At 43.6% G+C, this 15,837-nt stretch carries 7 protein-coding genes; all 7 read left to right on the forward strand.

All coding sequences use genetic code 11. From position 1 onward, the window contains the following. Nucleotides 1–505 (forward strand): hypothetical protein (locus K6G33_RS11140; RefSeq protein ID WP_296779453.1); only part of this gene is annotated, 505 nt, incomplete at its 5' end. Next, nucleotides 477–1,328 (forward strand): hypothetical protein, encoded by an 852-nt coding sequence (locus K6G33_RS11145; RefSeq protein WP_296779454.1) that lies wholly within the window; start codon nt 477–479, stop codon nt 1,326–1,328. The genes K6G33_RS11140 and K6G33_RS11145, both read left to right, overlap by 29 nt. Next, complete coding sequence (locus K6G33_RS11150; RefSeq protein WP_296779456.1) at nt 1,300–1,680, forward strand: hypothetical protein; 381 nt, start codon at nt 1,300–1,302, stop codon at nt 1,678–1,680. Before K6G33_RS11145 ends, K6G33_RS11150 begins: the two co-directional genes overlap by 29 nt. 461 nt (nt 1,681–2,141) lie before the next feature. Then, nucleotides 2,142–3,266: a hypothetical protein gene (locus K6G33_RS11155; RefSeq protein WP_296779458.1), complete on the forward strand. Its 1,125-nt coding sequence runs from the start codon at nt 2,142–2,144 to the stop codon at nt 3,264–3,266. A gap of 22 nt (nt 3,267–3,288) precedes the next feature. After that, nucleotides 3,289–4,173, forward strand: a complete 885-nt coding sequence (locus K6G33_RS11160; RefSeq protein ID WP_296779460.1) for a hypothetical protein — start codon at nt 3,289–3,291, stop codon at nt 4,171–4,173. Nucleotides 4,174–4,207: 34 nt separating this feature from the next. After that, nucleotides 4,208–5,278 carry a hypothetical protein gene (locus K6G33_RS11165; protein ID WP_296779462.1) on the forward strand — a complete coding sequence of 357 codons (1,071 nt, stop codon included), beginning with the start codon at nt 4,208–4,210 and terminating at the stop codon, nt 5,276–5,278. Between the two features lie 39 nt (nt 5,279–5,317). Beyond that, the gene (locus K6G33_RS11170; protein ID WP_296779464.1) at nt 5,318–15,733 is read left to right on the forward strand and encodes a hypothetical protein; all 10,416 of its coding nucleotides are present in this window, start codon (nt 5,318–5,320) and stop codon (nt 15,731–15,733) included. Nucleotides 15,734–15,837 lie beyond the last annotated feature (104 nt).

A 15,837-nucleotide genomic window follows, 5' to 3' on the forward strand; every position in this document is an offset into this window, starting at 1 on the left:
ACACTGGGGCAGGCTCAAAGAGGACAAGTGGATCGTGAACTGTATGAGCTGCCGTGGTCTGTCTAAGGTCCTATTCAGTCTGATGTCCTGGGAGGACGAGGGTAAGTACAGATTCAAGGGGCAGTTTCACACAAATGGAACCGATAAGCTTCTTGTGTTTGAACTTGACGAGCCTGTAGTAACCAAAACTGTGGAACAGGTGATAGTTCCTGAGAGTGCCGAAGACAGTGACGAAAATGCCGAAGAAATTGTAGTTGAGGAAACTGTGAAGGTATATCCTCCTTCATGGGCAGCGACTTTCGGAATGCCGATTTTGTCGATTGTTCACAGTAGTCTGCTGACACAGCAGCACTACAGCGGTGACTGGGATGTTCTCAGACCGGCTAAAGTAATCGAAGAAATGAATGTACTTTCCTCTAACATGCTTGCAGAGCTTATGGAGGAAGCTGAAGCAATTATGAAAGGATGGGAGAATAATGACGGAGCAGATGAATCTGCTGAGTGAAGAGGTAACAACAGATGAACTTTTTACAGCAAAAGAGCTGCGCAGGCAGGAGATTGAAAAGGCCTTCAGTAGCTATAGATTTGTGGTTGTCCGCAAGGAACTGTTCGCTCATCTGCGTGATCCTGCGGTTGTAATCAGAAATGAAAACATTACCTTCAACACGGCCTGCATCAACGGATTGGAGGATGTTGTGTATGTCCAGCTCTTACTGTGTGAAGACGAGAAGATGTTTGCGGTCAAAGGCTGTGGGGAAAACGACAAGGATGCTCTGCGCTGGTGTGTCGCAAAGCCTGACAAGCGCAAGAGCCGAAAGATGACCTGCCCTGATTTTACGAAACAACTGTATAACATGATGGGCTGGGATCCGAAGTGCCGTTATAAGATACTGGGGTATAAGGTTGACTTCGACGGTGAGACCTATTATGCCTTTGACCTGAGTGTAACAGAGATCTTCCATGAGAAACCGAAGAAGGGCGAGGCTGTTACTGAGCCTGTAGATACCAGAAAAGGCTATTATTCCGAAGATATAGCCAGAACCTTCGGTGTGCCTTTAGAGGAACATAGGAAGCAGACACAGATAACCGCAGAGAAGGGGTATATCAATGTAGCTACGCTCACAGGTGGAAAGAAGCCTGTGGATGGCGATGGAGAACAGTTATTGCCGGAGACTGACTCTGCGACTTCTGATGTTCCTGCCGTATATGCATCAAAAATACACGAGCAAATTGTCAATGCGCAGCCAACGGGCGAAGTGCGCCCTGATGGGGGGAAAATATATGAACCGGAGGTGTCAGATGGATCAGGCAGTATGGAATTCCAATGACCTTGGTATCAGCTTAGCCGCTTTTTCCGGTAGAATCACTATATTCAAGACCACTTTAAAAGCTTTGAACTATCCTCCGTATTTTCGCTTCCTGCTTGATATTGATCACAAGCAGTTTGGGATCGAATGCTGCGGCTATAAGTCGGAAGGTTCTCATCAACTGCCGGAGAAGATGACACGGGAGCATTACGACATAAAGAGCATGGACATGGTTAAGTTCATATTTCAGACCTGTGGGTGGGATAAAAAGTACACGTACCGCATCAAGGGTATAGCGATGCCAGAGCACAGGATGATTGTGTTTGACCTGACGACAGCACAGAAAGTTGCCGAGTTTCGGCGAAGTGAGTAGCCGTGATTATCGATTCTACGATTCCAAACGGCAGATTTAAAGATTTCGCCACATTATTCCTTTTAATATTTTGATTGCGTGCGGCAATCGTTCTTTTACGAGGCTGATACATAATTAGGGATAATGTTCAAAACTAAATATAATAATGAAGCAGCCCACTGGGTAAGCATCCAAGTTACGATGGATTTCGTAAGGAGGAGAGCTATCTGGTGGGCTGCTGTTTTATTATGTAAACTGAAATGAGCTGTTGTTTAAAGAATATCCCCACGGTATCAGTATCAGTAACATCTGCAGAACAGGAGTAAATAGAAATTGTTTACAAATTATTCATAAACTTTTTCTTTGTGACGGTTTTTAGGCATTTCCCGATATTCCGTCATCTATGGTTTTTATCATTTCTTTTCAGGTAATACACGTCAAAAATATGCCTATTTATAGCCATTTGCGGCTGCGTCATCTATTTGGGATTTACTACAATCGCGTGGTTCTCGATGAACAAGGACGTTGACGGAAACGGAATGGGTGTGACGACCGCTGATCTGCCGTTTGAGGTAGCAGTTTCAGCTCCCTACACAAATTCCCCGGATTACTCCTCGCTGCTGCAATCGCAGCTTTCATACAACACTTCCGCACACGAAACCAGCGGCAATGTCGGTGAAATCAAGTGCCTGATGAACGACGCGACCGCCGATCCTACCAACCCTATGCGAGGAATGCAGCCCGGCTCATATGGAAGTATAACCTTTATGATAAAGCCAAAGATCACCGGAACTTACACTATTCATTTCGACATAGCCGCTGTCGGCTATCACGCAGAATTTGAAACCGATAACGCAGGCGCTCTTCAGCCAAACATCCTGAAAAACACAACTGTTAACGGAGAAAGTGTTCCCGTGTTCTACTCTCTGGCGGACTACGCAGAATTACAGTCCGGGATCATTTCAGAACTCGAAGCCATTTCGTCTCCGACTCCGGAACAGCGTGAAAAGCTCGCAAGTGCCCGTGAAGATGTCGCAAACAGTCCAAAGGCATCAAGGTTTCTGAAAGGGCATATCCTGTTTTTTGAGAATTGGAGCAGTTCAACAAAGTATTACTCCGATTTTATTGATCCTGAGATCGGCTTTGACCGCACCTACACGTTTACTGCCGATGACGTTGCCGGAACTATGACTGCGGCAAGAACAGAAGAACTTACCGTCACTCTGTACTGGATCTGGCCGAACACTTTTGCTCAGATCGTTCTCGATAACGGCAACACCTACCTCAACGAGCGTGACGCCGCAATGTTCGGAAGCACACAGCCTGCCATAAGCGGTCAGACACCGCGCGAAAAGATGATAGCTTATATCGCTTCACACAGCGATCTGTTCTTTGAAAGCACTAACGCAGTATTTTCTGATACGATCGATCCGGACAGCGGTGAGGTTACTGAGACCGCAGCTTCCAAGATAGCCGCTCTGATCGCAGGACTATCATCAAATCCTGACGATATTGTGCCATTGAATAACGGATACAATAATTCCGATCAGATCATAGGCGAAAACGTACAGATACTTTTTACTGAGATCACTGCAAGTGTGCCATAATTCTCACAAAGGAGGAGACAGTATGAAACCAAAACTGATAACAAAATTTAAAGCACTGTCTCGCCGTAAAAAAGCAGGCATCGGAGTCGCCTCTGTACTGAGTGCCGCACTCGTTTTTTCCATTCCGGTCGCGGCATGGTTCACAAACCAGCGTAAGCTGGCAGATCTGCAATATGTAAACTCTCCGTCAAAGCTCTATATCAGAGCCGGTCACGACGAAGAATCGCAGTATATTGATCTCTCAAACGTGCAGGTAACTGCAACCTCTGATACAGCTAAGTACTATGTATTTGCCGTAACCGGCAGCAACGCTACTTACTATAATCTTCAGCTTGCATATACGACCAATAATCAGTTTGAATATTTTCTCTATCCGGCAAAAGAAAACACAGGAACAGCTCCGGCTGTAACACCAATGCCATTTGTTCCGTACACTGCACATAGTGAAACCGGTACATCCGGCAATTACTACTATACAGTTGATGCCTCAGTGATAACAGCTCAGCCAGAGAATACACCTGCTGCTGATGCACATAGAATAATAGATGGAACTGAGATCACAAGAGAAGGAACAGCTCATACGATCTCAGCCGGTTTTCTGAATAAAGACGGAGATCTAATTAAAGCAAAGAAAACCACATCGGGCACTATTGATTATCATGTCAATACATACGGAAATACAGTCAGCACAGAGAATGTTCAGGATTGTGCTGAACCGCTGTATTGGCAGGCCCGCGGAATAAAATCAGGTATGGACACTACAACAAGAGAACTGACAGATTATTATATTCTCGAAGTAAACTGGGCAAAAGCCAAAAAAGCTATCGAAGATGAAGGCGATACCTTTACTGACAACCGCGAAACAGATGTGATTTATATTTCGGTAGCAAGCAGTACAGGTACATAATGTAGCTCTTATGCGGAAAGGAAGTGAGAGTATTATGAAAAAATCCATCAAGAATAAACTGACAAACTTTCTTAAGAAGTATTGGATATCGCTCTGGATCGTCATCGCAACACTCTCACTTATATCCGTCAACGTCGCCTATACTTCGTATAACAAGACCAGCACTGCCAAAAGTGTTGTAGCTCGTGTCGGCGCGCTCGGAAAGCATTTTTCCTCCAATTATTTGCAGCGCGGCTCAACTATTGTCAGCGTACCTGTCTATGTCAATGAAACAGACACCGAGCCGGGCGATTATGTGCGAATATTCAATTTTGCACAGGGCAACCCCGGAGATCCCTACAACAGACAGATCACATATGTTCTGAAAATGCGGCTCGTGTATTATAATGATACAGACTATGTCCCTGCAACAGAAGCAATTGTCGGTGACCGCTATATTAAAGCCGAATTCAACGATACAACGTACACATTCGGCAAAGATGGCGCCACATATTCCAATCTCGGCGACTGGACTGCCATACCCAGCTCATTAGCCGGCAACACAGCGTCAACAGATACGATCAAGGTCACTTACAGCACAGATCAGGTCACTGCATTAACTTCAAACGCTCCGCAGTCTGCACCTAAAAAGCTGTATCTGGAAATAACTGCTGAACCTACTCCTCCGGACAATTACCTTGATCTTGAAAAAATACAAGCAAGACTTGATCTTAAATTAAACGGAACTGTAACTCCGGTTACATGGAAAGGCTATTTCAGCGATGATGATGCCAAGACTGCATCGGATGATACTGCTTTACCCACAACTTATGAAGGTTTTAATTACATCATAGAAGGCGTCGGCGAAGGTTCATTCACACTGAGCTGGAAAAGCCAATACCTCTCTTTAAATAAAGATTTCATAACAGCGTCCGGAGGAACATATACTCCGGCAGCCTCAAACGCAGATCCTAAGATCGACACACTGGTATTTAGTGTCGACTCTAATAATATAAGCCGCTATGATACTCAGTTTTACCGGACAGGAACAACTGACCCGGCATCTACATGGGGCGATTTAAAAGCATATGTAACCTATACTTTTGCAGAAACAACGAGTCCGTAACCGGATTTGATGTGTGTGTTATATGATAGGAGAATGGCTATGAAAAGAAAAAAGACTAAGCCTAAAATTATAAATAGAATTGTCAGTGCAATGCTCTCGGCAACAATAATGGTAACAGGCATACCTTTTCCGCAATTTACAGACGGATTTCATATCAAGCTCAAACCGTTTTACACTGACTCTGTGACTTTAGCGGAAGACACTATCCCCGTAGACACTGAGCCCTCAGGAATTACAGAAGTTCTATTTGATCAAAGTCAGTTAATAACCATCAATGATGCTGATGAATTAAAGAAATTCTCGTGGTGGTATAATAAATACGGTGATCCAAACAACACGATCAATGTAAACATTTCAATGGCAGAATCCTCTTCTTACAACAGCGTTCCTTACATTGATCTCCATGAAGGGTTTGCAAGTATCGGCACTGAGGAGCGGCCTTTTAACGGAACTATCCAGATCACCTCAGCTTCACTTGCAACATTTTACGTGTTCAAGCCGTTCTTTGGTGTTGTAAATCAAAGCACGAAAATATTAGATCAATTTCCTTCCGGAAATAACACAGTAAATGTCAGAGAGATCACATTCCTGAGTTCTATGGGTTATACAGGTGACTCATACACAATGCCTACACCGCATTCTGTTCTGGCAAACAAAATAGTAAATCCTTCCAGTTCGACCACTCAAATGGAATGCTCCGTAAAACTGGAATGCGTGGGAGCTGCATCCCTTCAGAATGTCAAAGAAAAAGACATTTCCGGCATTGTCGGAACCATTGACGATGGTGCGTCGTTAAAGCTCAATTTAACAAACAATGGTATCGTCTCCGGAACAAATTATATCGTAGATGTAACAGGCTCAGGACCTATCGGTCTGCTTTGCGGTACAATGGAAGATAATTCCGTTCTGACAGCAAATATCCAAAGCGGAACCAACAATAGTTATAAAGTCAAAAGCTCAGATAATTCTGCCGGTGGTCTGGTAGGAAAAATGGAAGCAGGATCAGCACTCGTCATAAACAATGGAGAAAACACAGGTTTTCAGAGCGTTGCACATAACGTTTCCGGAACCTACTGCGGAAACCTTGTCGGCTATGCAGAAAATGCATATATTGGAAGCACAATTCCTTCTTCTGTATATCCGTTAAATATGACGATCGACTCCGCTGTAAAAACAGCAGCGACTGCTGAACTGAACGGCACTTCCGGAAACGGTCATCTGTTTGGCTATTACAAAGTATCAGATGTAACAGTCGGAAGCACAACTCATAAGAACTGTACTATCACATTGAGCGGTCTCAATAATCTGACTGTAAAATCAACAAAAGGAAATTCCGGCGGTCTTATAGGCGAATTGGAATTTGCATCAACAGCAGCAGCATCTGCAGCTTCCAGCCCTGTATTTACAATCAATGGCGGAGCGGGCGTAACAGGTGCATCTAACACCGGAACCCAAAATCTGACACTTAATTTTTCCGGCAGCAATAACGGTGGTCTGATCGGTGTCTACAAAACCAGCAGCCTGAAAAATACATTGCACATCACCGATGTCTATACTTCGCTTTCCGGCACAGCGGGAGCAACAATAGGCGGTCTGATCGGTAAAATCGACGACACAACTTCTGCTGCCTATATAAAGATAGAAAAGGCACATACCACCGGTAACAAGGGCGGCGGTATGATCGGCACAGCAGGAAGCACTGATACAAAGGGCGCTTTTGTTGATGTAACTGGCTACAACAAAGTGGTTGGCGGAAGTATAGCCGGAATTATTTCATCAATGTCTTATGGCGTACTGCGTCTTGCCGGCACAACGGATCTGATTGGACTTACTTCCGGCAATATGATCCTTAACAGCCGTGACTCAGCTTTGGTTTATTCTAATGGAACAGGTAATAATGCTGAATGGACTCTCAAACGCCCAACAAACGCCTTAAACAAAGATGATATAGGTTCATGGGGCGAGGTCATTCGCACAGCCGATCTTGGCACTATCATCGATGAAACGAGTTTTACAACAAACCATAAGGTAAGCCTCGCAGCTGCGGCAGCTTCTACCGGAGATACTGACCTTATTAAATTTGCCAAAGTTGCTCTGAATATTCAGCACAATACCGGAACAACCAGTGAGGCGCTGGCAGTTAATACTGCGAACGCCAATCTGAGCAGCACTTTATTGTCCGGCACTCACGCATTTGGAACAGTTAACCTTTCAAATACCGGTCTCACCGGACTTACACGAGACGGCGGTTCATCACCGCAAGAATTCACCGGTTCGATCACAAGCGGCAACATCACGCTTGCTGTCGGTGAGGCTTATGGCGTTGCCGGCGGTTCTGAGGGTACAGGAAGGATCTACGAACATCGTTGGAGCGGTCTGCTTTCCGCGATCAATGGTGCGACCATTTCCGACCTTACTGTGACAGGTACTTGTGATAAAAAGCCGATGACAAATGGTGAAAAGAATTATTTTGGCGGCGTTACTGCTTTATATAAAGGCTCAAGTGCAACCTCACTCACAAACGTAACAAGTTCTGTTGACTGTACGATAAAAAGCAACGGCAATGCTATCGGTGTGATCGGCGGCATGATCGGCGGTGTTTCTGATACTGCAACCGGTACGCTTTCATTCAATGGCTGTAACAGTTCTGCTAAAATTACTGACGGAACCGGTGTAAACAACTATTTCGGCGGATATATAGCTTTGGTCGACCGACAGGGTTCAGGCTCGATACCTGCTATTACTATCAACTTCGGAAACACTGCAAAATGTACAATCGGCGGCGGTGCTGCAGCTACACCTAACTACACCAATTCAACAGCAAAGACACGCCCGATATATGGCGGACTTATCGGTGCTGTTCGCGGAACAAACGCTCACAGCATCGCAACAACTATCAATGTTACAAATGTTGAAGCAAACAACTTGATAATCAGTTCTTCCCTCAGCGGCAGCAGTCCAAACGGTGCCGGCGGTCTGTTGGGATATGCTTGGTATGATGCTGAAGTATCCATACCCAGACTTGCTGTTACTGGTTCTTCTGTTACTGCAAACGGCGGATTGGGTGATCTTGGCGGTCTTGTTTATGCCGCAACAGGACACTGGACAGTTTGTGGAACCGGAACAGATGATAAAGTGACCATTGCTTCTTCGACCTTTAGCGGCAGCGGCAGTCTCGGTCTGTTGGTAACAAGAGCATTTAATGAAGTTCTGCTCGGCAAGGACGATGAAACTTATACTGCGGATAAACAAGCTGCTCTATATCTTGAATTAACAAATCAGGCGAAATATGATCCCTCTGGTGCAGCAATTTCCGGTTCTCCTTCTGTATTTGATGAGATTGCAGCTTATAGCGTGAACCCAGATGACTCGATCGGCATTACAGACAATGGCAACGCAGTTGTCTCTATAAATACTGACGGCAGCGGCACTGGCGTAACAATGACCGGCTCTGCCTGCAACACCTATCAGAATAAAACTACATACGGCAAAAACACAGTTAAGACAAACGGTAATACTCGTTATTACTACAATCTTGATACGATCCGCGCTAATGAAAGCAAGTCAGATGCTGAAAAGCTGCTGCTCTGGAGCGTAAATTGTTATGCACACAGCAGTATTTCCAATAAGGACTACTTCGGAACGAGCTTTACCCCTTCCGGAACTTCTTTGGATATGACAGGTCTTTCATATTATACGATCGACTATGTAAGCTCTTTCCCGTTCAATAACAGGAATTTCTCATTAACATTCTACAACAAAGAAATTGAAACTGGTGAAAGCGGAACGGGCGACAGTGACAGCAATGCACGCAGCACAGTTGACTCAACCAGTCAGCACTATATGATGCACTGCGGACTGTTCCGGAATGCAAAGGCAACCGATGTCAAAGTTGGTACTATAACTTTTTCCGGAAATGTCGGCAAATACGACGGCGGCTCAGGCTTTATTATCAGCGGAAAGCTTGGTGGTGATTCTTCTAATCCAAGCAAGTTTTCAGATACAGGCATCACGCTTAATGGTGCCTATGTTTATCCTGGCAGCAATGCTATCACATCCGGAAGCTATGCACCATTACTGATCAACTCTGTTGGAACGAATGCAGACCTTAAAATCAAAGGGGTTTCATCAACCGGATATACAGATTTTAGCGGTTACGCTGCTTCCAGCTTGATCGGTAATGTCGGAGCAAGTGATGCCTCTGACAGCGGTATGAACATTGAGTTCTCCGATATAACATTAGATGCCAGAAGAAATGCAAACGACTTTTCAGCTCAGAATTTTAACACGGTGTACGGCTCGACAAAGTCTATTTTCAGCAATGCGACTTTGCTTCAGCAGTATATCTACAGCGGCACCGATTCCAAAGGAGTCTATAATTATCGCTGGGATGAAGACTGGACAAACAATCAGCACCATGTAACTTACGGTGCAGAAATTGATAACACAGTTGATAACAGAGATGCTACAACCAATAAGAGTGAGCAGCGTAATTATTTCGGAAGCGATAAATTCACACATCCTACCAACAATAACGCAGCAAGTGAATATGGAAATTTCGCAACATATTTCATTCCTTATGTTGCAAACATTGGCAGCGTAAAAGGCGATGATATTCATGAGCTTCGTGTCAATATCCCGGTCGTAAACCTGACAGATGGATGCGGCACTTACAATGATCCTTATGTAATTAAAACTCCTAAGCAGCTTTATTCGGCGGCTGATCTGATTAAAACTACAACATTTTCTGACACATCATTCCAGATCAATCTGCCTTCCAGCATTGCAGACAATCAACACTGGTGCTATCCTGCTACTGGCGACACGCCGGAGCATACAGTGTTCCGGCTTAACAGTGCGTCAACACCTCAATTCACAAATGGCAGTACAACATACACAAGAGAGGAAGTCCGTAAATATCTGGCAGGCGCATATTTCCTGATTGATGATGACCTTGTTCTTGCGAATGATTTTCCTGGAATGGGTGCTGGTAATACCAGCGATTATGCGTTTCGCGGCGTAGTTGTTGGCAAAAATAATGGAACCGAGAATAATCCTGATTATCCGACTATTACTTTGACAAATGGTGTTCCGTTTGTATACAACAGTAACGGCTGCGTAATCAAAAACTTGAATTTCAATAAAACAACTTTCACACTTTCAGACGGAACAAAGACACAGTTCACCTATGGTTCAGGATGCCCAGCCTATGGCGGTGTCATCAACAAGATAATGGGTGGCGACAATATCATTGATAATGTAGGCGTCACGTTTGCAGAACCGACCAATCCTTCATCGGGTTCATGGCTGCACATCGTGCCAGTCGGCGGCTACGTCGGTGTCATTCTGAATGGCGGACTGTTCTTCCGTAACATGGACAATGTAACAAACAAGAACGGTATCGCTTCGTATAAGACAGATGCAAACAAAAAGTATCTCTACCGCAACCCGATCATAGGCAGAGTTCTTAACGGATACGCTGTTTGTGAGGACTGCAATAAACTTGATAACGGTGACAAGAACTACTACATTTCACGCCTTGATTCTTCGCTTACAGATAAGCTGACGATCACAAACAGCGCTATAACAGCAAAAAATGCACAGTCGTGGTTTGTGCTTTCTCTCCTTGTAAACAGCGGCACAATGTCGGACAAGACATTGTACATCAACTCGGATAGTAAGGCGCGCCACCTGGGTGATTACACAGATGTCGGCTGTCTGAACACGAAAACAGCTTCCACACTTTCAGATGCTGATAAACTTATCTTTACTGCTGGCGCTGAAACCGGCACATCATCTGATAAAGTCGTTCCTTATCTTATGTATAAATACACCACAAGCGGAACTACTTGGCTGCGTACGACTAATGCATATGCTATCACGATGAACACTGCCGACACCGATGAAGATGATTTGATCTGGGAGCTCGATAAAGGCTACCGCGGAATTGGTGGTTTCAATGCGTATGACAGTGGTTCAGCACTTACCGATATCAATACTGACTGCAATATCAAGATTTCAGATATCACACCAAATAATACTGAAATAAAGCTGAATATGCTATTCAAGGCGTATAGGCATGAACAATATGGATCTGATAATGTTTCTAATGTAGCTACCGCTTACGTTAAAACAAAAGATAATTATACAACAACAGAAAATGGATTCGGTTTATTCAATACGTTTATAGCATCAGCAGAACTTACTGTTTCAGGATTAACTATTTCTGGAAGTATATTTTCTGATTATTACAGTGAAAGCGATGGCGAAATCTTCTCAGATTATGGTAATAACAATACTGATCCGCTTTGGCCTCGAAGATATGGTTCAACAATTAGCGCAAGCAAACGACTTTCATGTGGACTGTTTGCAGGAAGAAAAAATGATGCTAACACACTAACTTTGAGTGACTGTACGATCAAAATTGATACATCAGGCGACGGTATCCACTCAGGAAAAAACTGTGGTGGTTTTATTGGTTCAGCAAAAACAGTTATATTAAAAAAATGCACAGCACAAAACATCAAAGTATTTGGCCGTTTTGATACAGGTGGTTTACTCGGATACGCAGACGGCTGTACAATTTCTGGCAGAGCATCTGATAGTGATACTACAAAGTCAACAGTTACAATTTATAGTATCACCCAGCAAATGCGCGGAACAAATCTAACCGAAAAAAATAATCGATACACAGGTGGCGGCGGATTGGTAGGAAGAACTGCTGGTAATATGAATTTCGAGTACATTAAAGTCACAAAGTCTACTGCTGATGGGGCTTCTGGTTTAATTACTTATGATAACAGAATGCCTAAAAACGGAACAATATATCGAAGTGATGACAGTACCTACATGGGCGGCATCGTAGGCTGTGGAAACGGCGGCTCAGAAATTACCATTGACAATTGCGAGATCGAAGAACTCTCAATCAATGGAAATTGTGAAAGAACAGGTGGTATTGCAGGAGGAGGTAATAATAAATATACTATAACTAATGTAAAATTAGATGGCAAAGGAACTGCCGTTATTGAAGGCAATGGCAAAGAAGCCATAGGCGGTATTATTGGATATGCAATCGGTACTTCATCTTTTGAAAATGTAAGCATTGTTAATTATACAATTCATAAAAATCTTCTTGATAATGTTACAGAACTAAAGAGTGACTATTACACAAATAGTAATTATTACAAAAAAGGTTTTAATACGCTTGGTGTTGTTGTTGGCGGAACAGAAGCTAATCTAAATTTAAAAAATGTTTTTGTTTCAGATTGCACACTGTCTGGAGAATGTTTCAAACCTGTGGGTGGAGTTATCGGATATAACAGCGGCAAAAGCGTCACAGGTTACAACGTTGTCGTTAAAGACATTACAAATAACATGGTAAAAACCAACAACAACACAGACTATACGATCAATGCGACCACCAATACCTCTTACGGCGGAGATCTGATAGGCACTGGTTCGGTTGGAGATCTGAAAACAGTCGGCTTCCATCGTGATGGAACACCAACAGATAAGATGATCGCAGGTGCCACATTCACAACAGCATCAAGCTCTTCCAACCAATACATCATCTTCTCTGACTACAACGGCACAAACCTCCCGACAGCAAGCACAGCAGGAAGCGGCTCTGCTCCCAAACTCGGCAACAATACGGAATTAGGCGCTGCATATGTTAAGTCTCCTTACGCAACAGTAAACCCGCGCGTAGACATTGATTCCGCAAACCAGCTCACCGGCGACGGTATGGCTAACAGCGTGGCTGCTCTTCCAATCCAGAACATCTTTACTGATAAGAATATGACGACCGGAAAGCCAAACAAAGCCTACACTGTATCAAATAGCATCAGCTCATTAGCTGATTTCAGACTGTCAGATTTCAATACTGAATGGCCAACCGCCCAGCTCGGTACAGACAATAATTTTGCAGTGCTGACCGTTGAGACAACTTCTCATGATGACTCACACAAACAAATAAACAGCTACTTGCAGCTGCTCACCAATACCAACTATAACTTCGGCACTGATGTGAGCAAAGTTTACAGTGTCGCCATTTACAAAATGCAGCTTCAGGGTACAGGTAACAACAAAGTCTTTACAAAATCAACTAATAATGTACACTTGAGAAAAGATGGAGAAAATCGTATCTTTATGGGCAGCACAAGTAACGATGTAGACACATCTGAAAATGATCCTACATTCAGCTTGATCGATGTCACATTCTTCGATCCGACTTCTACAAGCACTCCCGCTTATCACCTCTATGTACCAGTTATTACGAAGAAGCTGCTGAATTACTCCTTTGAGCTGGCAACCGGTAACGGAACGCCTTATAACTCTCAATGGTACACCACTAATAACCGCTTTGCCCAAGGTACATTGCTGGCTGAGAACATCGGCGCACCCGGCACATTGTATTTCAAGTACACCTATCACCGTACAAAGAAAGAGTGGCAGGACGCATTGAATTTCAATGAAAACCTCCTGGTCAATTATGACAAGGTTTTATCGGTAGCTCCAATCAACACCAGCGACAATCTCAAGGCATTCCCACCAGATACTAAATTGATACTTGTTGATGCAAACCGCGGAGGAAAAGAGTATTACTCAACAGTAGGACAGGCAATGTCCAATAACAAACTAACGCTCTTCAGTGCCAACTCTCCAACTACCTACACATTCTACCCCAATAATACGCATACATCCACGGATGTTGGTTTCACTCCGGTAACGCTCAATGATCTGCTCTATATCACCGCAGAACAAAACAACAGCGGAAAGTACGCAAAATATACTGATGGTGATTCCAACCCAGCTACTGTTGAAGCATATCTTGACGGTGTAAAAACAAAATTCCGTGAAGCAGAAAGTGGTGATACAACAAAGTATGTTCTGACAGTTGTTAACAGTTATGAGAACAAAGATGACAACACTCTTTCAGATTCAGATGATATAGACATTACAGAACGGTATTACCTCTCTATCTTCACAGACAAATCATACTATGCACAAGGAAACGAAACTCCAACATCAACAAAACCAGCACTCACAACAGCTATTCATTATTACAATGTCACCTCCGATGCCCTTGAAAACGGCTTTGTAAAAGCAAAGTATACTCAGACTCCAGATACAAAGCAGATCTTGTTCGCAAACCTGTTTGATCAGACAGAAGTAACCTATTATACAGAAAACTTCAAACCTGATTCTGGTTTAGATCCGGAAGAGATCAACAGTGTAATGAACAGTGTAAAAATCAAGCTAAAAGCTAAGATCCAGCTGACACCAGAAGCTAAAACCGCGGTTAGCGGTCAGCTTTCAGCCGTTTCTATGTATCAGAGCTTCCTTGTTTACCTGACAAAACACGATGGAAGCGACGATGACCGTGCGATATTAGGCAATCCTACTGCATATGCTGATATTACGATCAGTTCAAACAATGGTACTGCATCACCTTCAACACTGACTCATTCAGCAGATAATAAATACGCAGCGGTAGGTTTGGATTATGTTGATATCGGCTCAAACGTTCCTATCGGACCTTACATTACAGGCGGCACATCAGAATCACCTGCTGTTGCCACGATCGAAGCGACAGCTGTGATAACCTATGAATCAACAGCTCAGCAGGAAGCACAGTTCCCTGCTCATAAGGGCGATGATGATGACGTCAATAAATATGCAGACGTATCTGCTTACTCAAATATAGGATTTGAGGCAGGAAAAACTGCGTTAAGCAAAAATCAGAAAGACGCATCTCCCGAGACCGGTAAGACCAACTATAGATACTACATCATGTCTCAGAACGAACCAACGCTGGATATTTACGCATATTCTTCTGATGGTCAGAGATACGGTCAGCTTGGAATCAATGCAAATGATCTTCCTGACAATACTGGCAGAGTTCATATTTCAGCAGCAGCAGAATTCGATGTCAGACCGATCGCGGCAGAAGTTAAAAACGCCGCCTACGTTAAATTCACGCTGCAATTACAGCAGAAAGCGCAGAGATCAGGATTCAATTACTCAGATTATCAAGCTATATCCGATATTGACGCATATCTCTATGATGTAAAAATGGATCTGACCAATGTTACAAAATCAAGCGACGGAACATCAACAACACCTTCAACAACATATACCTTTATAGTTCCGCGAGATAAGGTGATATCTCTTGATGATTCTGAAGACGGCAAGACAAACTATATGAAACTGCCGATCAGCTTTGACGTATATACAGGCTCGATAGCTCCTGTTGACAGTAACGGTGATCCTATAACAAAAAACGGAACAGCATTAGGTTCATTTGAAAGCAGAGGTCTTATGTACGCAAACTATAAGATCAAGGTTACGGCACAGATGCTCAGCACTTCTGATGCAAGTTCTGTTGTCGGAGAAAGTGCACCGAGTGAACTTGTATACACAAACGCTAAACTGCTTGGTGACTACATCAAATAATATCTGGTCTCATAATATGATCTTAAACAACGGCTCTGGAAGAGTTCTCTCGACCAGAGCCGCTTTTTTTGCGAAGGCATAAAAAGAACCGGTGCAATTAAGCA

The organism is Ruminococcus sp. (genome assembly GCF_024691275.1).
Lineage (GTDB): Bacteria > Bacillota > Clostridia > Oscillospirales > Ruminococcaceae > Ruminococcus.